The organism is Micromonospora echinospora (genome assembly GCF_014203425.1).
Classification (GTDB): domain Bacteria; phylum Actinomycetota; class Actinomycetes; order Mycobacteriales; family Micromonosporaceae; genus Micromonospora; species Micromonospora echinospora_A.
The window spans coordinates 4,948,862-4,971,034 of record NZ_JACHJC010000001.1 but is presented as its reverse complement, the minus strand read 5'-3'; the positions used below and the strand labels follow the sequence as shown (position 1 = coordinate 4,971,034).

Annotated in this window: 21 protein-coding genes; 19 read left to right on the top strand and 2 right to left on the bottom strand. The window is 72.9% G+C overall.

Features of this window, described 5'->3' with window-relative positions; genetic code table 11:
- Positions 1-15 precede the first annotated feature (15 nt).
- From FHU28_RS23025 to FHU28_RS22960, 14 genes are all read left to right on the top strand, one after another.
- Entirely contained in the window at positions 16-1,104 is a 1,089-nt protein-coding gene (locus FHU28_RS23025; protein WP_073827925.1) for a polyprenyl synthetase family protein, read from the top strand.
- On the top strand, positions 1,104-2,168 hold the full coding sequence (gene mvk / locus FHU28_RS23020) for a mevalonate kinase (RefSeq protein ID WP_184686547.1): 1,065 nt from the start codon (positions 1,104-1,106) through the stop codon (positions 2,166-2,168). Before FHU28_RS23025 ends, mvk begins: the two co-directional genes overlap by 1 nt.
- The gene (gene mvaD / locus FHU28_RS23015; protein ID WP_184686546.1) at positions 2,158-3,198 is read left to right on the top strand and encodes a diphosphomevalonate decarboxylase; all 1,041 of its coding nucleotides are present in this window, start codon (positions 2,158-2,160) and stop codon (positions 3,196-3,198) included. The genes mvk and mvaD overlap by 11 nt, the downstream gene beginning before the upstream one ends.
- On the top strand, positions 3,195-4,304 hold the full coding sequence (locus FHU28_RS23010) for a phosphomevalonate kinase (protein ID WP_184686545.1): 1,110 nt from the start codon (positions 3,195-3,197) through the stop codon (positions 4,302-4,304). Before mvaD ends, FHU28_RS23010 begins: the two co-directional genes overlap by 4 nt.
- Positions 4,301-5,383 carry a type 2 isopentenyl-diphosphate Delta-isomerase gene (gene fni / locus FHU28_RS23005; RefSeq protein ID WP_184686544.1) on the top strand — a complete coding sequence of 361 codons (1,083 nt, stop codon included), beginning with the start codon at positions 4,301-4,303 and terminating at the stop codon, positions 5,381-5,383. The genes FHU28_RS23010 and fni overlap by 4 nt, the downstream gene beginning before the upstream one ends.
- Positions 5,380-6,435, top strand: coding sequence for a hydroxymethylglutaryl-CoA reductase (locus tag FHU28_RS23000; RefSeq protein ID WP_184686543.1), 1,056 nt, complete (start codon positions 5,380-5,382; stop codon positions 6,433-6,435). The genes fni and FHU28_RS23000 overlap by 4 nt, the downstream gene beginning before the upstream one ends.
- A 2-nt stretch (positions 6,436-6,437) precedes the next feature.
- Positions 6,438-7,613, top strand: coding sequence for a hydroxymethylglutaryl-CoA synthase (locus FHU28_RS22995; RefSeq protein ID WP_184686542.1), 1,176 nt, complete (start codon positions 6,438-6,440; stop codon positions 7,611-7,613).
- A gap of 50 nt (positions 7,614-7,663) precedes the next feature.
- Complete coding sequence (locus FHU28_RS22990) at positions 7,664-8,554, top strand: aromatic prenyltransferase (RefSeq protein ID WP_184686541.1); 891 nt, start codon at positions 7,664-7,666, stop codon at positions 8,552-8,554.
- Positions 8,555-8,679: 125 nt separating this feature from the next.
- Positions 8,680-9,813 carry a sensor histidine kinase gene (locus tag FHU28_RS22985; protein WP_184686540.1) on the top strand — a complete coding sequence of 378 codons (1,134 nt, stop codon included), beginning with the start codon at positions 8,680-8,682 and terminating at the stop codon, positions 9,811-9,813.
- Complete coding sequence (locus tag FHU28_RS22980) at positions 9,810-10,472, top strand: response regulator (RefSeq protein WP_184686539.1); 663 nt, start codon at positions 9,810-9,812, stop codon at positions 10,470-10,472. Before FHU28_RS22985 ends, FHU28_RS22980 begins: the two co-directional genes overlap by 4 nt.
- 192 nt (positions 10,473-10,664) lie before the next feature.
- On the top strand, positions 10,665-11,060 hold the full coding sequence (locus FHU28_RS22975; RefSeq protein ID WP_184686538.1) for a DUF6223 family protein: 396 nt from the start codon (positions 10,665-10,667) through the stop codon (positions 11,058-11,060).
- A 55-nt stretch (positions 11,061-11,115) separates the two neighbouring features.
- Positions 11,116-11,568, top strand: coding sequence for a DUF6220 domain-containing protein (locus tag FHU28_RS22970; protein WP_184686537.1), 453 nt, complete (start codon positions 11,116-11,118; stop codon positions 11,566-11,568).
- Positions 11,565-13,550, top strand: a complete 1,986-nt coding sequence (locus tag FHU28_RS22965) for a multicopper oxidase family protein (RefSeq protein WP_184686536.1) — start codon at positions 11,565-11,567, stop codon at positions 13,548-13,550. Before FHU28_RS22970 ends, FHU28_RS22965 begins: the two co-directional genes overlap by 4 nt.
- A 10-nt stretch (positions 13,551-13,560) precedes the next feature.
- Positions 13,561-13,950, top strand: a complete 390-nt coding sequence (locus tag FHU28_RS22960; RefSeq protein WP_116506727.1) for a VOC family protein — start codon at positions 13,561-13,563, stop codon at positions 13,948-13,950.
- A 99-nt stretch (positions 13,951-14,049) separates the two neighbouring features.
- Here the strand turns inward: FHU28_RS22960 and FHU28_RS22955 are convergent, their stop codons facing one another.
- Both FHU28_RS22955 and FHU28_RS22950 read right to left on the bottom strand, forming a co-directional pair.
- Positions 14,050-14,514, bottom strand: coding sequence for a DUF6069 family protein (locus tag FHU28_RS22955; protein ID WP_184686535.1), 465 nt, complete (start codon positions 14,512-14,514; stop codon positions 14,050-14,052).
- Between the two features lie 93 nt (positions 14,515-14,607).
- Positions 14,608-16,593, bottom strand: a complete 1,986-nt coding sequence (locus FHU28_RS22950) for an anthranilate synthase family protein (RefSeq protein WP_184686534.1) — start codon at positions 16,591-16,593, stop codon at positions 14,608-14,610.
- A 214-nt stretch (positions 16,594-16,807) separates the two neighbouring features.
- Here FHU28_RS22950 and FHU28_RS22945 point away from each other — a divergent pair, with 214 nt between their 5' ends.
- From FHU28_RS22945 to FHU28_RS22925, 5 genes are read left to right on the top strand one after another with little or no spacing between them, the layout of a single operon-like run.
- Positions 16,808-18,091 carry an aspartate kinase gene (locus FHU28_RS22945; RefSeq protein WP_221453272.1) on the top strand — a complete coding sequence of 428 codons (1,284 nt, stop codon included), beginning with the start codon at positions 16,808-16,810 and terminating at the stop codon, positions 18,089-18,091.
- A gap of 15 nt (positions 18,092-18,106) precedes the next feature.
- Complete coding sequence (locus FHU28_RS22940) at positions 18,107-18,931, top strand: 2-amino-3,7-dideoxy-D-threo-hept-6-ulosonate synthase (protein ID WP_073827938.1); 825 nt, start codon at positions 18,107-18,109, stop codon at positions 18,929-18,931.
- 31 nt (positions 18,932-18,962) lie between these two features.
- Positions 18,963-20,066, top strand: a complete 1,104-nt coding sequence (locus FHU28_RS22935; protein WP_073827939.1) for a 3-dehydroquinate synthase II — start codon at positions 18,963-18,965, stop codon at positions 20,064-20,066.
- A gap of 25 nt (positions 20,067-20,091) precedes the next feature.
- Positions 20,092-20,853 (top strand): amidohydrolase family protein, encoded by a 762-nt coding sequence (locus FHU28_RS22930; protein WP_184686533.1) that lies wholly within the window; start codon positions 20,092-20,094, stop codon positions 20,851-20,853.
- Positions 20,850-22,166, top strand: a complete 1,317-nt coding sequence (locus FHU28_RS22925) for a phenylacetate--CoA ligase family protein (protein WP_184686532.1) — start codon at positions 20,850-20,852, stop codon at positions 22,164-22,166. The genes FHU28_RS22930 and FHU28_RS22925 overlap by 4 nt, the downstream gene beginning before the upstream one ends.
- The last annotated feature ends 7 nt before the right edge of the window (positions 22,167-22,173 follow it).

Genomic DNA, 22,173 nt, shown 5'->3' with positions numbered 1-22,173 from the left:
TCGGGAGACGCGGGCATGACCGTCGGATATCTCGGTGCGGTCACCGACTCGGCGCCCGTCGACGCCGCGCTGCGAGACTTCTTCGCCGAGCGCCGCGCCGAGGCACGCGAGCTCGGCGACGACTTCGCGGCCCTGGTCGCCGAGCTGGAGAGCTACGTCCTGCGGGGCGGCAAGCGCATCCGGCCCGCCTTCGCCTGGCTGGGCTGGATCGGCGCCGGCGGCGACCCGGAGGACCCGGTGGCGACCGCGGTGCTGAACGCCTGCGCCGGGTTCGAGCTGCTGCACGCGTCCGGCCTCATCCACGACGACATCATCGACGCGTCGCAGACCCGCCGCGGCCATCCCGCCGCGCACGTCGCGTACGCCGAACGGCATCGGGCGCGGCGCTTCTCCGGTGACCCGGGAACGTTCGGCACCGGCACCGCCATCCTGATCGGAGACCTCGTCCTGATCTGGGCCGACGTCCTGGTCCGCGCCTCCGGCCTGCCGGCCGACGCGCACGTGCGGGTCTCGCCAGTGTGGTCGGCGGTGCGCTCCGAGGTCATGTACGGCCAGCTGCTCGATCTGATCAGCCAGGTGAGCCGGAGCGAGGACGTCGACGCGGCGCTGCGCATCAACCAGTACAAGACCGCGTCGTACACGGTGGAGCGGCCACTGCAGTTCGGCGCGGCGATCGCCGACGCGGACGACGCCCTCTTCGCGGCCTACCGCGCCTTCGGCGCCGACGTGGGCATCGCCTTCCAGTTGCGCGACGACCTGCTCGGCGTGTTCGGCGACCCGGTGGTGACGGGCAAGCCGTCCGGCGACGACCTGCGGGAGGGCAAGCGGACGGTCCTGCTCGCCACGGCGCTCAAGCGCGCCGACGAACGGGACCCGGACGCGGCGGCCTACCTGCGGGCGAAGGTCGGCACGGACCTCGCGGACGAGGAGATCGCCCGCATCCGCGGCATCTTCCGCGACGTCGGTGCGGTCGAGGAGATCGAGCGGCAGATCTCGCAGCGCACCGACCGGGCGCTGGCCGCGCTGGAGGCGAGCAGCGCCACCGCCCCCGCGAAACATCAGCTCGCCGACATGGCGATCAAGGCCACCCAGCGGGCCCAGTGATGTCCACGGAGCCGGTGACCGTCGTCGCCCGTGGCGTTCTCGACGACCGGGGTGACGGGCCGGGCCGCCTCGGCACCGGCCGCGCCCACGGCAAGGCCATCCTGCTGGGCGAACACGCCGTCGTGTACGGCGCTCCGGCGCTCGCCGTCCCGGTGCCGCAACTGACCGCCGTGGCGAAGGCGCGGCGGGCCGGCGGCGACGGCGGCGACGAGATCTCCTTCGCCATCGCCGGGCTGGAGAGCCCGGAGGTGACGTCGCTTCCGACCGACGGCCTGCAACATCTGGTGACGGAGTTCCGGCAGCGGGCCGCCGTCACCGAGCCGATGCGCGTCGACGTGCTCGTGGACTGCGCCATCCCGCAGGGCCGAGGGCTCGGGTCGAGCGCCGCCTGCGCCCGCGCCGCGGTGCTGGCCCTCGCGGACGCGTTCGACCGCCGCCTCGACGCCGCCACGGTGTTCGATCTCGTGCAGACCTCGGAGAACGTGGCGCACGGCCGGGCCAGCGGCATCGACGCCCTGGCCACCGGTGCGACCGCGCCGCTGATCTTCCGCAACGGCGTGGGCCGGGAACTGCCGGTCGCCATGGCGGGCACCGCGCGTACCGCGCGACGGTCGGACCCGGCCGGCTTCGACGCGGTGCTCGTCATCGCCGACAGCGGCGTCAGCGGCAGCACCCGGGACGCGGTGGAGTTGCTGCGGGGCGCCTTCGAGCGCTCCCCGCGCACGCGCGACGAGTTCGTCAGCCGGGTGACCAGCCTGACCGAGGCCGCGGCGCACGACCTGCTCCAGGGCCGGGTCGCCGACTTCGGCGCGCGGCTGACCGAGAACCACCGGCTGTTGCGCGAGGTCGGCATCAGCACCGGACGGATCGACCGGATGGTCGACGCCGCGCTCGCGGCGGGCAGCCCGGGCGCCAAGATCAGTGGCGGTGGCCTGGGCGGCTGCATGATCGCGCTGGCCCGGGACCGCCGGGAGTCCGCGGCGGTGGTGCGGAGCGTCCAGCAGGCCGGCGCCGTCCGCACCTGGGCCGTCCCGATGGGGAGGTTCGCCGGCCATGACGACTGACCACCGGGCGGAGCCGTCCGCGCCGGCGCTCAACCGGCCGGCGACCGCCGTGGCCCATCCGAACATCGCGCTGATCAAGTACTGGGGCAAGCGCGACGAGCAGCTGATGATCCCGTACGCCGACAGCCTGTCGATGACGCTCGACGTCTTCCCGACCACCACCACCGTCCGGATCGACAGCGGGGCGGCGGCCGACGAGGTCGTCCTCGACGGCTCGCCCACCGACGGCGAACGGCGACAGCGCGTCGTCACCTTCCTGGACCTGGTACGGAAGCTGGCCGGGCGCACGGAACGGGCCTGCGTCGACACCCGCAACTCCGTGCCCACCGGCGCCGGCCTGGCGTCCTCGGCGAGCGGATTCGCCGCCCTCGCCCTCGCCGGCGCCGCCGCGTACGGCCTCGACCTGGACACCACCGCGCTGTCCCGCCTGGCCCGGCGGGGATCCGTGTCGGCCTCCCGGTCGGTCTTCGGCGGCTTCGCGATGTGCCACGCGGGCCCCGGCGCCGGGGCCGCCGCGGACCTCGGCTCCTACGCCGAGCCGGTGCCGGTCGCGCCCTTCGACGTCGCGCTGGTGATCGCGATCGTCGACGCCGGGCCGAAGGCGGTGTCGAGCCGCGAGGGGATGCGGCGAACCGTCCGGACCTCCCCGCTCTATCCGTCGTGGGTCGCCTCCGGCCGCGCCGACCTGGCCGAGATGCGGGCCGCGCTGCTCCAGGCAGACCTGGACGCGGTCGGCGAGATCGCCGAACGCAACGCCCTCGGCATGCACGCGACCATGCTGGCCGCCCGGCCGGCGGTGCGCTACCTGGCGCCGGTCACGGTGGCCGTGCTCGACAGCGTGCTGCGCCTGCGCGCCGACGGCGTCTCCGCCTACGCCACGATGGACGCGGGACCGAACGTCAAGGTGCTCTGCCGCCGCGCGGACGCCGACCGGGTTGCCGACACCCTGCGCGACGCCGCGCCGGGCTGCGCCGTGGTCGTCGCCGGACCGGGGCCGGCGGCCCGGCCGGACCCGGGCAGCCGGCCGTGACCGGTCCGGGCGCCGTGCGCCACCACGCGCCGGGCAAGCTGTTCATCGCCGGTGAGTACGCGGTGCTGGAGCCGGGCCACCCGGCGCTGCTGGTGGCGGTCGACCGGGGAGTGGACGTCACCGTCTCCGGCGCCGACGCCCACCTCGTTGTCGACTCCGACCTCTGCCCGGAGCAGGAGTGCCTGCGGTGGCAGGACGGCCGGCTCGTCGGCGCGGGCGACGGGCAGCCGGCGCCCGACGCCCTCGGCGCCGTGGTCTCGGCGATCGAGGTGGTCGGCGAACTCCTGGCCGGGCGAGGGCTGCGCCCGCTGCCGATGCGGGTGGCGATCACCAGCCGGCTGCACCGGGACGGCACGAAGTTCGGCCTCGGGTCGAGCGGGGCGGTGACAGTCGCCACGGTGACCGCAGTGGCCGCGTACCACGGGGTGGAGCTGTCGCTCGAATCGCGGTTCCGGCTGGCGATGCTGGCGACGGTGCGCGACGGCGCCGACGCCTCCGGCGGTGATCTGGCCGCGAGCGTCTGGGGCGGCTGGATCGCCTACCAGGCGCCCGACCGCGCGGCCGTGCGCGAGATGGCGCGGCGGCGCGGCGTCGAGGAGACGATGCGCGCGCCCTGGCCGGGCCTGCGGGTCCGGCGGCTGCCACCACCGCGTGGCCTCGCGCTGGAGGTGGGCTGGACCGGCGAGCCGGCCAGCAGCAGCTTGTTGACCGGGCGGCTGGCCGCCTCCCGGTGGCGGGGCAGCCCGGCGCGGTGGAGCTTCACCAGCCGTAGCCAGGAGTGTGTGCGTACCGCCATCGACGCGCTGGAACGGGGAGACGACCAGGAACTGCTGCACCAGGTCCGGCGGGCCCGGCACGTGCTTGCCGAGCTGGACGACGAGGTCCGGCTCGGCATCTTCACCCCCCGGCTGACGGCGCTGTGCGACGCCGCAGAGACCGTCGGCGGCGCGGCCAAACCGTCCGGCGCCGGTGGCGGGGACTGCGGCATCGCGTTGCTGGACGCCACCGCCGCGACGCGGACCACGCGGCTGCGCGAGCAGTGGGCCGCCGCCGGGGTGCTCCCCATGCCGATCCAGGTCCATCAGACGAACGGGAGCGCGCGATGATCGCCAACCGCAAGGACGACCACGTCCGGCTCGCCGCCGAGCAGCAGGGCCGGCTCGGCGGTCACCACGAGTTCGACGACGTGTCCTTCGTGCACCACGCTTTGGCCGGCATCGACCGGTCGGACGTCTCGCTGGCCACGTCGTTCGGCGGCATCGACTGGCCGGTGCCGCTGTGCATCAACGCGATGACCGGCGGCAGCACCAAGACCGGTCTGATCAACCGGGACCTGGCGATCGCGGCCCGGGAGACCGGCGTACCCATCGCCACCGGGTCGATGAGCGCCTACTTCGCCGACGAGTCGGTGGCCGAGACGTTCAGCGTGATGCGCCGGGAGAACCCCGACGGGTTCATCATGGCCAACGTCAACGCCACCGCCTCCGTCGAACGGGCCCGGCGGGCCGTCGACCTGATGCGGGCCGACGCGCTGCAGATCCACCTGAACACCATCCAGGAGACGGTGATGCCGGAGGGGGACCGGTCGTTCGCCGCCTGGGGGCCGCGGATCGAGGAGATCGTCGCCGGCGTCGGTGTGCCGGTGATCGTCAAGGAGGTCGGCTTCGGGCTCAGCCGCGAGACGCTGCTGCGGCTGCGGGACATGGGCGTCCGGGTGGCCGACGTCGCCGGCCGCGGCGGCACGAACTTCGCGCGCATCGAGAACGACCGGCGGGACGCCGCCGACTACTCCTTCCTGGACGGGTGGGGACAGTCGGCACCCGCCTGCCTGCTGGACGCCCAGGGCGTGGACCTGCCCGTGCTGGCCTCCGGCGGCATCCGCAACCCGCTCGACGTGGTCCGTGGGCTGGCGCTCGGCGCCGGCGGGGCCGGGGTGTCCGGACTGTTCCTGCGCACGCTCCTGGACGGCGGCGTGCCGGCGCTGCTGTCGCTGATCTCCACCTGGCTCGACCAGATCGAAGCCCTGATGACCGCCCTGGGCGCGCGGACCCCGGCCGACCTGACCCGCTGCGACCTGCTGATCCAGGGTCGGCTGAGCGCGTTCTGCGCGGCCCGGGGCATCGACACCCACCGCCTCGCCACCCGCTCCGGCGCCACCCACGAGATGATCGGAGGCATTCGATGAACGACGCGATCGCCGGTGTGCCCATGAAATGGGTAGGTCCCGTGCGGATCTCGGGAAACGTGGCGCAGATCGAGACGGAGGTTCCGCTCGCCACGTACGAATCGCCGCTCTGGCCGTCCGTCGGCCGGGGCGCGAAGATCTCCCGGACGGTCGAGGCGGGCATCGTCGCCACGCTCGTCGACGAGCGCATGACCCGCTCCGTGTTCGTACGCGCCAAGGACGCGCAGACCGCCTACCTGGCCTCGCTGGAGGTCGACGCGCGGTTCGACGAACTGCGTGACATCGTGCGCACCTGCGGCAGGTTCGTCGAGCTGATCGGGTTCCATCACGAGATCACCGCGAATCTGCTGTTCCTGCGGTTCAGTTTCACCACCGGTGACGCGTCCGGGCACAACATGGCGACGCTGGCCGCCGACGCGCTGCTGAGGCACATCCTGGACACCATCCCGGGAATCTCGTACGGCTCGATCTCGGGCAACTACTGCACCGACAAGAAGGCCACCGCGATAAACGGCATTCTCGGCCGGGGCAAGAACGTGGTCACCGAACTGGTCGTGCCGCGGGAGATCGTCCACGACAGCCTGCACACGACGGCGGCGGCGATCGCCCAGCTGAACGTGCACAAGAACATGATCGGCACGTTGCTCGCCGGCGGCATCCGCTCGGCCAACGCCCACTACGCGAACATGCTGCTCGGGTTCTACCTGGCGACGGGTCAGGACGCCGCGAACATCGTCGAGGGCTCCCAGGGCGTGACGGTCGCCGAGGACCGCGACGGCGACCTCTACTTCTCCTGCACGCTGCCCAACCTGATCGTGGGCACCGTCGGCAACGGCAAAGGGCTCGGCTTCGTCGAGGAGAACCTGGAGCGGCTCGGCTGCCGCGCCTCGCGTGATCCGGGCGAGAACGCCCGGCGGCTCGCGGTCATCGCGGCCGCGACGGTGCTCTGCGGCGAGCTGTCCCTGCTCGCCGCGCAGACCAACCCGGGCGAGCTGATGCGGGCGCACGTCCGGCTCGAACGCCCGACCGAGACCACGAAGATCGGAGCCTGACGATGGCCGAGAGACCCGCCGTCGGCATCCACGACCTGTCCGCCGCGACGGCGCATCACGTGCTGACACACGAGACCCTGGCCGCGAGCAACGGCGCCGACGTGGCCAAGTACCACCGTGGCATCGGGCTGCGGGCGATGAGCGTGCCCGCCCCGGACGAGGACATCGTGACCATGGCTGCCGCCGCCGCCGCGCCGGTGGTCGCCCGCCACGGCACCGACCGGATCCGGACCATCGTGTTCGCCACGGAGTCGTCGGTCGACCAGGCGAAGGCGGCCGGGATACACGTCCACTCCCTGCTCGGCCTCCCCTCGGCCACCCGGGTGGTCGAGCTGAAGCAGGCCTGCTACGGCGGTACGGCGGGGCTGCAGTTCGCCATCGGCCTGGTGCACCGTGACCCGTCGCAGCAGGTCCTGGTGATCGCCAGCGACGTGTCGAAGTACGCGCTGGGTGAGCCCGGCGAGGCGACCCAGGGCGCCGCGGCGGTCGCCATGCTCGTCGGCGCGGACCCGGCGCTGGTACGCGTCGAGGACCCGTCGGGCATGTACACCGCCGACGTCATGGACTTCTGGCGGCCGAACTACCGCACCACCGCCCTGGTCGACGGGCACGAGTCCATCTCCGCCTACCTGCAGGCGCTGGAGGGCTCGTGGAAGGACTACACCGAGCGCGGCGGTCGCACCCTGGACGAGTTCGGGGCGTTCTGCTACCACCAGCCGTTCCCGAGGATGGCCGACAAGGCGCACCGGCACCTGCTCAACTACTGCGGGCGCGACGTCGACGACGCGCTGGTCGCCGGGGCCGTCGGGCGCACCACGGCGTACAACGCCGAGATCGGCAACAGCTACACCGCGTCGATGTATCTCGGGCTCGCGGCACTGCTCGACACCGCCGACGACCTGACCGGCCGGACCGTCGGCTTCCTCAGCTACGGGTCCGGCAGCGTCGCCGAGTTCTTCGCCGGCACTGTCGTGCCCGGGTACCGCGCGCACACGCGACCCGACCAGCACCGCGCGGCGATCGACCGGCGGCAGGAGATCGACTACGCGACGTACCGGGAGCTGCACGAGCACGCCTTCCCGGTCGACGGCGGCGACTATCCGGCGCCGGCGGTGACCACCGGGCCGTACCGGCTGGCCGGGCTCTCCGGTCACAAGCGCGTCTACGAGCCGCGATAGGACCGGCCACGCCGGCCGCCCTGACCGAACGAACCATGCTTGGAGGATCGATGTCCGGAACTCCCGAGGTGGCCGAGCTCTACTCGACCATCGAGGAATCGGCCCGGCAGCTGGACGTGCCCTGTTCGCGCGACCGGGTCTGGCCCATCCTGTCCGCGTACGGCGACGCGTTCGCCCATGCCGAGGCGGTGGTCGCCTTCCGGGTGGCGACCGCGCTGCGTCACGCGGGCGAGCTGGACTGCCGGTTCCGGACGCATCCGGACGACCGGGACCCGTACGCCTCGGCGCTCGCCCGGGGCCTCACCCCGCGCACGGACCACCCCATCGGCACGCTGCTCTCCGAGGTCCACCGGCGCTGCCCGGTGGAGAGTCACGGCATCGACTTCGGGGTGGTCGGCGGCTTCAAGAAGATCTACGCGGCCTTCGCCCCGGACGAGCTTCAGGCGGCCACGGCGCTCGCCGGCATTCCGGCGATGCCCCGCAGCCTCGCCGCGAACGCCGACTTCTTCACCCGGCACGGCCTCGACGACCGGGTCGGCGTGCTGGGATTCGACTACCCGGCCCGGACCGTGAACGTCTACTTCAACGACGTGCCGCGTGAGTGCTTCGAGCCGGAGACCATCCGGTCGACGCTGCGGCGGACCGGGATGGCCGAGCCGAGCGAGCAGATGCTCCGGCTCGGCGCCGGGGCGTTCGGGCTCTACGTCACGCTGGGCTGGGACTCCCCGGAGATCGAGCGGATCTGCTATGCCGCGGCGACCACGGACCTGACCACGCTTCCGGTACCCGTGGAACCGGAGATCGAGAAGTTCGTGAAAAGCGTTCCGTACGGCGGCGGGGACCGGAAGTTCGTCTACGGCGTGGCGCTGACCCCCAAGGGCGAGTACTACAAACTCGAGTCGCACTACAAATGGAAGCCGGGCGCGGTGAACTTCATTTGACACACCGGCCGGTTCCGCCGCCGGGCCGGGGTGACACGGGGCCGGAGAACGCGCCGGGCGGCGGAACCGGGATCAATGCCTGTTCGCTCGGGTTCAACACTGGCGCGCTCCGCTAAAGTGCGAGCATGACGACTGGACTGTCCAGTGTGTGGGCCCGGGTGAAGAACTGGGTCGTCGCGGTAGCTGTGGCGGCGGTGCTGATGATCAGCGCGCTGGCCGGTGACCACCCCGCCCCCGAGGGCCTCGGTCTGCTCGGCTTCGCGCTGGTGACGGCGAGCGGCCTGGCGCTGGCCGCCAGTCGTCGGGCCCCGGTCGCCGTGCTGGTCGCCACCGGGCTGTGCGTGGTGGGCTACAACGCGATCGGCTTCGGGGTGCCCGCCATCGCGTACCTGTTCGCGGTCTACGCGGCGGTCCGGGCCGGGCACCGGCTCGTCACGCTCGGGGCGAGCGCCGCCCTGCTCGTCGTGCTGCCGCTGGCGATCATGGTCTCGCCCGCGGACGGCGCCCTCAAGGAGGCGCTCGCGCAGTCGCGGGGCGTGCTGGAACTGGCCTGGCTGATCGCCGCGGCGGCGGCCGGCGAGGCGCTGCGGCAGGCCGAGCGGCGGGCGGACGAGGCGGAACGGACCCGCGAGGAGACCGCCCGGCTGCGCGCGACCCAGGAGCGGCTGCACATCGCACGGGAGCTGCACGACTCGCTCACCCACCAGATCTCGATCATCAAGGTGCAGGCGGAGGTGGCGGTCCACCTGGCCCGTAAGCGGGGCGAGCAGGTGCCGGAGTCGCTGCTGGCGATCCAGGAGGCCGGCCGGGCGGCGACCCGGGAGCTGCGCGCGACCCTGGAGACGCTGCGTGACCTGACCAAGTCCCCGTCGCACGGGCTCGACCACCTCCCGGAGCTGCTGGCCGGGGCCGAGAAGATCGGTCTGGCCACCACGCTGACCATCGAGGGCGACCAGCGGGACGTGCCGGAGGCGGTGGGCCGCACCGCGTACCGGATCGTGCAGGAGTCGCTCACCAACACCGCCCGGCACGCCTCCGCCGCGGCCGCCGCGGTCCGGATCGACTACCGCCCGGACGCGCTGAGCATCCGGATCGACGACGACGGTACGGCCCGGCCGGGCGCCGCCCCGGTGCCCGGCGTCGGGCTGCTGGGGATGCACGAGCGCGTCCTCGCGCTGGGCGGCCGGCTGCGGGCGGAACCCCGCACCGGCGGCGGCTTCACCGTCCAGGCCGAACTCCCGGTGGTGCGCGTCCCATGATCAGGATCATGCTGCTCGACGACCAGCCGCTGCTGCGCAGCGGGTTCCGCGCGCTCCTCGACGCCGAGGACGACATCGAGGTGGTGGCCGAGGGCGGGAACGGCCGGGAGGGCCTGGCGCTGGCCCGGCAGCACCTGCCCGATCTCGCCCTGATCGACATCCAGATGCCGGTCATGGACGGCGTCGAGACGACCCGGCAGATCGTCGCGGACCCGGCGCTGACCGGGGTACGCGTCGTCATCCTCACCAACTACGGCCTCGACGAGTACGTCTTCCACGCGCTGCGCGCCGGCGCCACCGGCTTCCTGGTCAAGGACATCGAGCCGGACGACCTGCTGCACGCCGTGCGGGTCGCCGCGCGCGGTGACGCGCTGCTCGCGCCGTCGATCACCCGGATGCTGATCAACAGGTACGTGTCGGAGCCGCTCTGCGCGGACGTCACACCCGGCATGGAGGAGCTGACCAACCGGGAACGCGAGGCGGTCGCCCTGGCCGCCCGGGGCCTGTCCAACGACGAGATCGCCGATCGAATGGTGATCAGCCCGCTGACCGCGAAGACCCACGTCAACCGCGCCATGACCAAGCTGCAGGCCCGCGACCGCGCCCAGCTGGTGGTGTTCGCCTACGAGTCCGGTCTGGTGTCACCCGGCAATCGCTGACCGGGCAGCCCGCCCGGTCTGTCGCCTCGGCAGTGCTGCGGCTGCGGTATGCGGCTGCTCCCCGCGCAGACGCCGGAGCCCGCCGATACCGTCACCGCAGTAGATCGATTGTCTCCTTCGGCATGACGACCCGTAGCGGGGTCGTTACCTACGCTGGCGCAGATGCCTGTTCCCGCAGCCGAAGGGGCTTCCATGTTCATCCGTCGTTTGCTCACCGCCGCCGCAGTCGGCGTCCTCGGTGGGCTCGCACTCGTCGCACCGGCGGCCGCCCAGGTGACGGCCGCCGACGGTGACGGTGGTTCCGGCCGCGCCGGATCCGTGCTGGCGCTCGCGCTCGCGTTGCTCGGCCTCGTCCTGGGCGGGTGGGCGTTGCGCTCCGCGGGGCGCGGTGGCGGTCGTGGCAACGCGATCGCCGCGCTGGTGCTCGCGGTGGCCGGCCTGATCGCCGGCGTGGTCGCCCTGGCCGGCTCCGACGGTGGTGTCGGCAGCGGCAACGGCCGTGGCGGCGCCATCGTGGCCGTCGTGCTGGCGCTGATCGGGATCGCCGTCGGCGGCCTGGCATTCACCCGCTCCCGGCGCGCCGCCTGACCGGCGCTGCCGACCGAACACCCCGGTGACCCAACCGAACCCGAAGGGGAGTCCCATGCGCAAAGTGTTCGCCGGACTGGCAGCGTTCCTGCTGCTCGTGCTCGTGGTGCAGTTCTTCCTGGCCGCCAGCGGCGCGTTCAGCAGCGAGGCCAACGAGGAGGCGTTCCGCCCCCACCGGATCCTGGGCCTGGGGAGCATCCTCGTCGCCGTGGTGCTGACGGTGGCCGCCGCTGTGATGCGGATGCCCGGCCGGATCATCGGCCTGTCCGGCCTGGTCGCCGGGCTGGGAATCCTGCAGGCCCTGATCGCGGTCATCGCCAAGGCGTTCGGCGACTCGGCCGTCGGCCGGTACGTGTTCGGCCTGCACGCGGTCAACGGACTGGTGATGGTGGCCGTCGCCCGCGTCATCCTGCGCAGCGTCCGGGCGGCGCCGGACACGACCACCACGTCCGGCGTGGACACGACGGTCACCGGTCCGGCGGCCGACTCGGCGCGAACGGCGTCATGAGCACGCTCCAATGGATCCTCGTGGACCACGTCGTGGCGCTGCTCGGTGTCGCGACGTGGTTCGCAACCGGTGTCACGGCAGCTCTCGGCCGCCACCGGATCGCGTTGGCCCTCCTCGGCGCCGCGGTGCTGGTGACCGTCGCCCGCCTGGGCACCGTGGCGCTGCTGGCCGACCGCGGCTGGTGGTTCGTCCAGGAGAAGGTTCTGCTGGGGCTGCCGATGCTCGGCGCCGCGGGGCTCGTCGCGGTGCTCCTGGCCGGCCCGCGCCTGCTCGCGGCCCGGCAGTCACCGGCGGCGGGCCTGCCGGCCGGCGCGCTGGTCGCGGTGCTGACCGCCGGCTTCGCCGCGCTGGCCGGCCTGGTGGTGACGTTCACCGCCGGGTACCCGCTGACGTGGAGCACCGCGCTGATCGCCGTCGCCCTCGTCTGCGCCGCCGCGCTGCTCACCGCGCGGGTGGTCGGACGACCCGCCGCGCCGGCCGCGGAGGCCGGCTCCCCGGAGCACACGCCGGCGGCGGCCGGGCCCACGGCGCTGTCCCGCCGCCGGTTCCTCGGCGTGGCCGGGGGAGTGGTCGCGGCGGGCGCCGGCGCCACCGGCGTCGGCCTGCTCTTCCGCGACCCCGAGGCGATGGTCACCGGAGGCGGCCCCGGACACGCCGGCGGCACCCGCCCGCAGGTCTCCGTGGCGGACCTGCGCGGCCCCGGCGCTCCGGCGGCGCGCGGCACGGCGCGACGCCACGTGCTCACCGCCCGGACGGGCACCGTCACAATTCCGTCCGGACGTGCTATCGATGCCTGGAGCTACGAGGGCCGGCTGCCCGGGCCGGCCATCACCGCGACCGAGGGCGACCTGATCGAGGTGACGCTCCGCAACGCCGACATCGAGGACGGCGTCACCGTGCACTGGCACGGGTACGACGTGCCGTGCGGCGAGGACGGCGCGCCGGGCGCCACGCAGCACGCCGTGCAGCCCGGCGGCGAGTTCGTCTACCGGTTCCAGGCCGACCAGGTGGGGACGTACTGGTACCACACCCACCAGGCGTCGCACCCCGCCGTGCGCAAGGGGCTGTACGGGACGCTCGTCGTGACGCCGCGCGAGGACCGGCCGGAAGCGGAGCGCGGGCTGGACCTGACGCTGCCGGTGCACACGTTCGACGACGTCGTGATCCTCGGCGACCAGGAGGGACGCGCCGTCCACGACGTCCGCCCCGGCCAGCCGGTGCGACTGCGTCTGATCAACACCGACTCCAACCCGCACTGGTTCGCCGTCGTCGGCTCGTCCTTCCGGGTGGTGGCGGTCGACGGCCGCGACCTCAACCAGCCGGGCGAGGTACGCGAGGTCGGGCTCCGCCTGCCCGCCGGAGGCCGGTACGACCTGGTCCTGGCCATGCCGGAGGCCAAGGTCACGCTGCTGCTCGACAACGACTCCGACCAGGGCATCCTGCTGCGACCGCCGGGCGTCGGCGGCGGTGACCGCCCGCTGCCGGACACCGCCGACTGGCCCGAGTTCGACCTGCTGGACTACGGCGAGCCGGCGGCCGTGCCGTTCGACGCCGACGACGCCGACCGCCACTTCACCATCGTCCTCGACCGGGCCCTGGCCATGGTCGACGGAAAGCCCGCCTACGCCCAGACCGTCGACGGTCGCGCACACCCCTCGGTCCCCGACCAGCTCGTCCGGGAGGGGGACGTCGTGCGCTTCACGGTGGTCAACCGGAGCCTGGAAACCCACCCGTGGCACCTGCACGGCCATCCGGTGCTGATCCTGTCCCGCGACGGCCGGCGCTACTCCGGCAGCCCGCTGTGGATGGACACCTTCGACGTGCGGCCGGGAGAGGTGTGGGAGGTGGCGTTCCGGGCGGACAATCCGGGTGTCTGGATGAACCACTGCCACAACCTGCCGCACCAGGAGCAGGGCATGATGCTGCGGCTCGTCTACGACGGTGTCACCACGCCCTTCGCCAGCACGAGCCACGCACACTGAGGGGACTCGCATGACCGCAGACCTGCACGGCCTGGCCAGCGTCCGCTACATCGTCGACGACGTGTCGGCGGCGATCGAGTTCTACACCACCCACCTGGGTTTCACGGTGTCGACCGCGTTCCCGCCGGCCTTCGCAGACGTGGTGCGCGGACCGCTGCGGCTCCTGCTGTCCGGGCCGACCAGCTCGGGCGCCCGGGTCACCCCGGCGGACGCGGCCGGGTGCGGGCGCAACCGTATCCACCTGATCGTCGACGACCTCGACGCCGAACGGGAGCGGCTGGAGCGCGCCGGGGTGACGTTGCGCAGCGACGTCGTGGCCGGGCCGGGCGGCCGTCAGTTCCTGATCGCCGACCCGGCGGGCAACCTGGTCGAGGTGTTCGAACCGGCAGCCCGCGGCTGAGCCGCCGACGGACGCCCCCCACCTCGCGACGACCGACGACCGACGCCCGGCCACGTCGCGGCCACGATCACCGTGGCCGCGACGCGGTGACGGGGTGCCTTACCGGCGCGGGGTGGACGCGGCGAGCCGCGCGGCCAGGATGGAGATGATCACGGCGCCGGCGATCACGTGGGTGCCGGCGAGGACCAGCTGCGTCGACACCGCGGTGTCCCGGGCGAAGGCGGGCGCGGCGAGGGACAGCACGGTGAACGCGACGGTGCCGGTCACGAAGGCGCGCACGGGCCGCCGGGCCCGCCGCGCCACGACCACCGCCAGGACGATTCCGCCGATCGACCAGAGCACGACGCTGCGGGCGATGGCCCCCACCGGGATCGCCTGCGCCTGCTCCTCCCAGACGCCGGCCGCCTCCATCGGTACGCCGAAACCCCGGGCGGCGAGCGTGAACGCCTCCGCGGCCACGGCCCCGGCGAGGGTGGCCAGCACGCCGACCAGCCACACCGGAGCGGTGGCCGGCGACCAGGTGGGCCGCGCCGCGACGGGAGATCGGGGAGTGGCCTCATCCACGGCGTTGCCTCCGGTCGGGTGCCTCGATGTGTTCTCGGGAGAATGCGGGGACGCCACGACGGCAGTCAACATGGACAGTTGAACGCCCTGGCGTCACGGGCGGGTCCCGCGCCCGCCCGCCGCCTCGGCCGCGGCGGCGGCCGTGCCGTCGGCGAGCAGGGAGACCAGCAGGTCGCCCAGGATCCGTGGGCCGTGCTGGGTGAGGACGGACTCCAGGTGGAACTGGACGGACCGGAATCCCGGGCCGCGCAGGGCGTGCACGTCCCCGGTGTCCGGGCTGCGGCTGATCTCGATCGGGCCCCGCCGGCCACCGGCCACCACGTCGTGCGCGGAGCGGGCGGTGTAGGTGTTGTAGAACCCCACGAGTTCAGGCCGTCCGAACAGGTCGATCCGCTTCTGCACACCCTGGTTGGGCACCGCGCGCCGGGCGAGGGGGAACCCCAGTTCGGCGGCGAGCACCTGGTGGCCCAGGCAGATGGACAGGAACGGCACCGTCCCGGCGAGCAGGTCGTGGGTGAGCCCGCGCAGGGTCCGCATACGCGGGTCGGTCAGGTCGCCCGGGTCGCCGGGGCCGGGACCGACGATGACGAGGTCGTATCCCTCCGGCCGCAGCCGGCTGTCGAACCGGGCGATACTCGACCGCAGCCCGAGGGCCCGCAACTGGTGGTCGAGCATGGCCATGAACGTGTCCTCGTTGTCGACGACGAGCACGCGGCGTCCGGTCAGCGCCGGGTTCGGGGTTCGCCGCTCCGCGCCGTCGAGCCAGAACCTCGACAGTGTGGTGTTGCGCTCGCGCAACGCCCGCCGTACCCGGGGGTCGGTGGCCAGGGACGAACGCGCCCGCACGGCCGTCGTCCGCCCGCCGTCCGGGCCGTCCGGGTCGACGCCGAGGCCGAGCGCCGCGCGCATGGCGCCCGCCTTGGCCCGCGTCTCGGCCACCTCCGACTCCGGCTTGGAGTCCCGCACGAGGGTGGCGCCGACGCCCAGGCGGAGCGTGCCCGCGTCGTCGATCTCGGCGGTGCGGATCATGATGGCCGAGTCGAGCGTACGGCTGCCGGCCGAGTCACGGCCCATCAACGCGAGCACGCCGCCGTAGTAGCCGCGGCCGGTCGTCTCGTGGCGGGTGATGACCCGGAACGCGTTCTCGATCGGGCTGCCGGTGACCGTCGGCGCGAGCAGCGTCTCCCGCAGCACGTCGCGCACGTCCAGGTCGCTGCGGCCGGTCAGGATGTACTCGGAGTGCGTCACCCGCGCCATTTCCTTGAGGAACGGGCCGTGCACCTGGCCGCCGGAGGCGCACATCCGCGCCATCATTTTCAGTTCCTCGTCGACGACCATGTAGAGTTCGTTCGCCTCTTTCGGGTCGTTCAGGAATTCCAGCAGACCGGAAACGGCCGGGCCGTCCGGGGGGTGCCGGTAGGTCCCGCTGATGGGATTCATCGAGACGGTTCCGTCGATCATGCTGACGTGTCGTTCCGGTGACGCGCCGATGAACGTGCCGGCGCCGGAGTGGAACAGAAACGTCCAGTAGGAACCCAGTTCGCCGGTCAGCAACCGGCGGAAGAGCGCCAGTTCCGTGGCGATCGAGTAGTCGGCCAGCCGCGCGGTGAAGGTGCGCCGGATGACGAAGTTGGATCCGGCGCCCAGCCCGATCTCGTCACCCACCACCCGCTTGACGATCGCCGCGTAGTCCTCGTCGCTGAGGTCGAAGTCGGCGTCGGTCACCGGCACGCCGCGTTCGGGCAGGCCCGCCAGCGCCTGTCCGCGGTCGAGCCCGAACTGCTCGTGGACGCGCATCGCGAGCAGCGGCGCGCCGTCGTCGTGGCAGTCGAACCCCCGTTCGGTGACCTGCCGGTACGGCACCGCCACGAGCAGGTCGTGCCGCGCGCCGTTCGCCGGCTCGGTGGGCAGGGGCAGCTCGCCGAGGGTGTCCACGTCGCACACCTCGCCGGTCAGAACCTCCACGTACGCGCACCCGGCCGCGCCGGGCCGGTGCAGCAGGGCGAAGGCGCGCCCGTCGCCGCCGAGACCGGACAGCAGATCCTGGAATCCGGTCACGTTCGATTCCGTCCCGTCCATGTCGCTCCCTTTGCCTGAGAGATCGCCTGTCGATACTGCGTCCGGCAAAAGGCGTCGCACATGACGTGAAGTCGCCGACGGCATCACGTGTTTCCGGTAACGCGCCGACGTTATGGCGTGAACGACTGAATCGGCTGGCTACTACTCGGGCGAGTAGTGCCCACACAGATCGACCGCGATTACTGTCGACCGCAATGCCGATACGACGAGGGCGGTGAAGACGACTGTGGACGTGCTGGTCCAGAAATACGGGGGCACCTCGTTGCAGACCCTCGACCGCGTTCGGCACGCCGCGCTGCGGATCGCGGAGGCGCGGCGGCGGGGCTCCGCCGTGACAGTGGTCGTGTCGGCGCGCGGCAGCCGGACCGACGACCTGCTGCGGCTGGCGGCCGACGTCGGCGCCGCGGGCCCGTCCCGGGAACTCGACCAGTTGCTCGCAGTCGGCGAGTCCGAGTCGGCGGCGTTGATGGCGCTGGCGTTGACCGGGCTGGGAGTGCCGGCCGTCTCGCTGACCGGGCACCAGGCGGAGATCCACACCACCGACCGGCACGGCGACGCGCTGATCTCACGGATCGGGGGCGCGCGGGTGGAGGCGGCGCTGGGCCGTGGCGAGGTCGCCGTGGTCACCGGATTCCAGGGAATCGACCGGGCCGGTGACGTCGCCACGCTGGGGCGCGGCGGCTCCGACACGACAGCGGTGGCGCTCGCGGCCCGGCTCCGCGCGTCGGCGTGCGAGATCTACACCGACGTGGACGGCGTCTTCAGCGCCGACCCCCGCATCCTTCCGGCGGCGCGTTGCCTGCCGTGGGTGGAGCCCGGCGTCATGGCGGAGATGGCGTTCGCCGGCGCGCGGGTCCTGCACACCCGATGCATCGAGCTGGCCGCCATGGAAGGGGTCGAAGTGCGCGTGCGCAACGCGTCGTCGCAGGCGCCCGGAACGATAGTCGTGGACCGGCCGGACGACCGGCCGCTGGAGACCCGGCGGGCCGTGGTGGCGGTCACCCACGACACCGATGTCGTCCGCGTGCTGGTGCACTGCCGCGACGGCCGCCGGGACATGGCACCCGACGTGTTCGAGGTGCTGGCCGCCCAGGGGGCGGTGGCGGACCTGGTGGCCCGGTCCGGACCCTACGAGAGCGAGTTCCGGATGGGGTTCACCATCCGCCGCAGCCAGGCCGAAGCGGTGCGGACCGCGCTGCACGACCTCACCGCGTCCTTCGACGGCGGGGTCCACTTCGACGAGAACGTCGGCAAGGTGTCGGTGGTCGGCATGGGCCTGCTCAGCCGCCCCGAGCACACGGCCCGGCTGATGGCTTCGCTGGCCGCGGCGGGGATCTCGACGAGCTGGATCTCCACCTCCCAGATGCGGCTGTCGGTGATCGTGTCGCGGGACCGCACCGTCGACGCCGTCGAAGCCCTGCACCGCGCGTTCCGCCTCGACCGGCCCGAGCCGGCGGACGCCACGCCCCTGACCTCCCGCCGTTCCGCCACCGCCTGAGAGAGGTAGGAAACCGTGGCCGTACTCAACGCTTCGTTCGCTCGTGGCCTGCGTCTGCGCCGACTGTTCCGGCGCGGCGACGGACGCCTGCTCGTCGTCCCGCTCGACCACTCCGTCACCGACGGGCCGCTGCGCCGCGGCGATTTGAACTCGCTGCTCGGTGAACTTGCCGGCACCGGCGTGGACGCCGTGGTGCTGCACAAGGGCAGCCTCCGTCACGTCGACCACGGCTGGTTCGGCGACATGTCGCTGATCGTGCATCTGAGCGTCAGCACCCGGCACGCGCCGGACCCGGACGCGAAGTACCTGGTCGCCCACGTGGAGGAGGCGCTGCGGCTGGGCGCCGACGCGGTCAGCGTGCACGTCAACCTCGGCTCACCGCAGGAGGCGCGGCAGATCGCCGACCTGGCGGCGGTGGCCGGGGAGTGCGACCGCTGGAACGTCCCGCTGCTGGCCATGGTGTACGCCCGCGGGCCGCAGATCACCGACTCCCGGGCGCCGGAGCTGGTGGCGCACGCCGCGACGCTCGCCGCCGACCTCGGCGCCGACATCGTCAAGACCGACTACGTGGGCACGCCCGAGCAGATGGCCGAGGTGGTGCGTGGCTGCCCGATCCCGCTGATCGTGGCCGGCGGCCCGCGCTCGGCCGACACTCCGACGGTGCTCGCCTACGTCTCGGACGCGCTGCGCGGCGGCGTGGCCGGGATGGCCATGGGCCGCAACGTGTTCCAGGCCGAGCAGCCCGGCCTGATGGCCGCCGCCGTGGCACGGCTGGTGCACGAGCCGCGGCACGTGCCGGACCGGTACGACGTCGACGACCGGCTCGCCCTTACGTCCTGAGACTTCCTGACCGTCCACCGAGGAGAAACCCGTGAAGCTGTGCTGGCTGGACATCCGTAACGTCAACGGCGCCAAGGAGGCAATCGTCGAGGAGGCGGTCCACCAGCGGGTGGACGCCGTCGTGGCGGCCGATCCGGCCGACCTGGAGACGCTTCCCCCGACGGTGAAGAAGGTGTTGTTCCCGCAGGGCGGGCCGCTGCCGGAGAAGTTGGAACCGGCCGACCTGGTGATCGTCGAGCCGGCCCGGCACGGCGAGCCCGCCGAGCTGGCGGCCCGGTACCCGGAGGTGGAGTTCGGCCGGTTCGTCGAGATCGTCGACGCGGACAGCCTGGAGGACGCCTGCCGGTCCGCGCGCCACGACCGGTGGAGCCTGCTGTACTTCCGCGACCCCACCAAGATCCCGCTGGAGATCGTGCTGGCCGCCGCGGCGGGCGCGGAGGGCAGCATCATCACCCAGGTCGCCGACGTCGAGGAGGCGGAGATCGTCTTCGGCGTCCTGGAGCACGGCTCGGACGGCGTGATGCTGGCGCCCCGCGCCGTGGGGGAGGCCACCGAGCTGCGGACCGCCGCGGTGAGCACGGCGGCGGACCTGTCGCTCGTGGAGCTGGAGGTCACCGGCATCCGGCGGGTGGGCATGGGCGAGCGCGCCTGCGTCGACACGTGCACGAACTTCCGTCTGGACGAGGGCATCCTGGTCGGCTCGCACTCCACCGGCATGATCCTGTGCTGCAGCGAGACGCACCCGCTGCCGTACATGCCGACCCGGCCGTTCCGGGTAAACGCCGGCGCGCTGCACTCGTACACGCTGTCCGCCGGCGGGCGGACCAACTACCTCAGCGAGCTGGTGTCCGGCGGCCGGGTGCTCGCCGTGGACTCGCAGGGGAAGTCCCGCGTCGTCACAGTGGGACGGGTCAAGATCGAGACGCGTCCGCTGCTGGCGATCGACGCGGTCTCCCCCTCCGGGACACGGGTCAACCTCATCGTCCAGGACGACTGGCACGTGCGCGTGCTCGGGCCGGGCGGCACCGTGCTCAACGTGACCGAGCTGACCGCCGGCACGAAGGTGCTCGGTTACCTGCCGGTGGAGAAGCGGCACGTCGGCTACCCGATCGACGAGTTCTGCATCGAGAAGTGACAGGCGGCGGGAAGAGGAGCGGGCGATGACCGCGCAGCCGGTGCTGGACTTCCACGTACGCCTGGCGCCCCGGCCCGGGGCGCGGGAGCGGCTGCTCGCCGCGCTGCGCGAGTGCGGGCTGGCGCGGGCGGTGGTGTGCGCGGGCGGCACCATCGACCTGGACCGGCTGTCCCGCCAGCTCGTCACCGGCGGCCACGTCGAGACCGACGCCGACAACGACGCGGTGGCGGCGGCCTGCGCCGGCACCGACGGCCGGCTGGTGCCGTTCTTCTTCGCCAACCCGCACCGGCCGGCCGAGGCGTACCGGGCCCGCGCCGCCGAGTTCCGCGGCCTGGAGATCTCACCCGCCGTCCACGGCGTCGCCCTGACCGACCCGCGGGTCGCCGACCTCGTGGCCGTGGCGGCGGAGTTCGACCATCCGGTGTACGTGGTCTGCCTGGACCGGCCCGGCGCGGGCGTGGCCGACCTGGTCGGCCTGAGCCGCCGGTTCCCGCAGGTGAGCTTCGTGCTCGGGCACAGCGGCGTCGGCAACATCGACCTTTACGCCCTGACCCTGATCCAGGACGAGCCGAACATCTCGCTGGAGACCTCCGGCGGCTACACCTGCGTGGCCGAGGCGGCGCTGCGCCGCCTCGGCGACGACCGGGTGGTGTTCGGCTCCGAGTACCCGCTGCAGCACCCGGCCGTGGAACTGGCCAAGTTCCAGGCGTTGCGACTGCCGCCGGAGCAGTGGCGGCGGGTCGCCTGGGACAACGCGCATCGACTGCTAGGAGAGGAGAAGCGGTGAGCGAGCCAAGTTCGAGCCTGCCCCGGCTCGGCCAGTGGCACGGCCTCGAGGACCTGCGGCGCCTCCAGGAGAAGCAACTGGCGGAGACGTTCACCTGGGCGGCCCGGTCCCCGTTCTACCGGGCGCGGCTGGCGTCCGGCGCGCCGCCGGTGACGCCGGCCGACCTGGCCGACCTGCCGCTGACCACCAAGCAGGACCTGCGGGACAACTATCCCTTCGGCATGCTCGCCGTGCCCCGCGAACGGCTGGCGACCTACCACGAGTCGAGTGGGACCGCCGGGAAGCCCACCCCCTCCTACTACACCGCGGAGGACTGGACCGACCTGGCGGAGCGCTTCGCCCGCAAGTGGATCGGCATGTCCGCCGACGACGTCTTCCTGGTCCGCACGCCGTACGCGCTGCTGCTGACCGGGCATCTCGCTCACGCCGCCGCCCGGCTGCGCGGGGCCACAGTGGTGCCCGGCGACAACCGGTCGCTGGCGATGCCGTACGCCCGGGTGGTCCGGGTGATGCACGACCTGGACGTCACGCTCACCTGGTCGGTGCCGACGGAATGCCTGATCTGGGCCGCCGCGGCGATCGCGGCCGGGCACCGGCCCGACATCGACTTCCCGGCGCTGCGCGCGCTGTTCGTCGGCGGCGAGCCGATGACCGACGCCCGCCGGCGGCGGATCAGCCGCCTGTGGGGGGTGCCGGTCATCGAGGAGTACGGCTCGACGGAGACCGGCAGCCTGGCCGGGGAGTGCCCCGAGGGCCGCCTGCACCTGTGGGCCGACCGGGCGCTGTTCGAGGTGTACGACCCGGACACCGGCGCCGTCCGCGCGGACGGCGCCGGCCAGCTCGTGGTCACACCGCTGTTCCGGGAGGCGATGCCGCTGCTGCGGTACAACCTGGAAGACAACGTGTCGGTCTCCTACGACGACTGCGGATGCGGCTGGAAGCTGCCCACCGTGCGGGTGCTCGGCCGGTCGGCGTTCGGCTACCGGGTCGGCGGCACCACCATCACCCAGCACCAGCTGGAGGAACTGGTCTTCTCCCTGCCGGAGGCGTACCGGGTGATGTTCTGGCGGGCCAAGGCGGAGCCGGCGCTGCTGCGGGTCGAGATCGAGGTGGCCGCCGCGCACCGGGTCGCCGCCGAGGCGGAGCTGACCGCCGCGATCCGGGCCGCCTTCGGCGTGGACAGCGAGGTCACCGGCCTGGCGCCGGGAACCCTGATCCCGCTCGACGCGCTGACCAGCATGCCGGACGTGGTGAAGCCACGCAGCCTGTTCGGTCCGGACGAGGACTGGAGCAAAGCGCTCCTCTACTACTGAGGGAACC

Coding starts and splice junctions, on each gene's coding strand:
- FHU28_RS22960 (WP_116506727.1), top strand. CDS start 13,561: ATGACCGCAGACCTGCACGGCCTGGCCAGCGTCCGCTACATCGTCGAC.
- FHU28_RS23000 (WP_184686543.1), top strand. CDS start 5,380: ATGAACGACGCGATCGCCGGTGTGCCCATGAAATGGGTAGGTCCCGTG.
- FHU28_RS22980 (WP_184686539.1), top strand. CDS start 9,810: ATGATCAGGATCATGCTGCTCGACGACCAGCCGCTGCTGCGCAGCGGG.
- mvk (WP_184686547.1), top strand. CDS start 1,104: ATGTCCACGGAGCCGGTGACCGTCGTCGCCCGTGGCGTTCTCGACGAC.
- FHU28_RS22950 (WP_184686534.1), bottom strand. CDS start 16,593: ATGGACGGGACGGAATCGAACGTGACCGGATTCCAGGATCTGCTGTCC.
- FHU28_RS22985 (WP_184686540.1), top strand. CDS start 8,680: ATGACGACTGGACTGTCCAGTGTGTGGGCCCGGGTGAAGAACTGGGTC.
- FHU28_RS22975 (WP_184686538.1), top strand. CDS start 10,665: ATGTTCATCCGTCGTTTGCTCACCGCCGCCGCAGTCGGCGTCCTCGGT.
- FHU28_RS22970 (WP_184686537.1), top strand. CDS start 11,116: ATGCGCAAAGTGTTCGCCGGACTGGCAGCGTTCCTGCTGCTCGTGCTC.
- FHU28_RS22965 (WP_184686536.1), top strand. CDS start 11,565: ATGAGCACGCTCCAATGGATCCTCGTGGACCACGTCGTGGCGCTGCTC.
- fni (WP_184686544.1), top strand. CDS start 4,301: ATGATCGCCAACCGCAAGGACGACCACGTCCGGCTCGCCGCCGAGCAG.
- FHU28_RS22990 (WP_184686541.1), top strand. CDS start 7,664: ATGTCCGGAACTCCCGAGGTGGCCGAGCTCTACTCGACCATCGAGGAA.
- FHU28_RS22995 (WP_184686542.1), top strand. CDS start 6,438: ATGGCCGAGAGACCCGCCGTCGGCATCCACGACCTGTCCGCCGCGACG.
- mvaD (WP_184686546.1), top strand. CDS start 2,158: ATGACGACTGACCACCGGGCGGAGCCGTCCGCGCCGGCGCTCAACCGG.
- FHU28_RS23025 (WP_073827925.1), top strand. CDS start 16: ATGACCGTCGGATATCTCGGTGCGGTCACCGACTCGGCGCCCGTCGAC.
- FHU28_RS22930 (WP_184686533.1), top strand. CDS start 20,092: ATGACCGCGCAGCCGGTGCTGGACTTCCACGTACGCCTGGCGCCCCGG.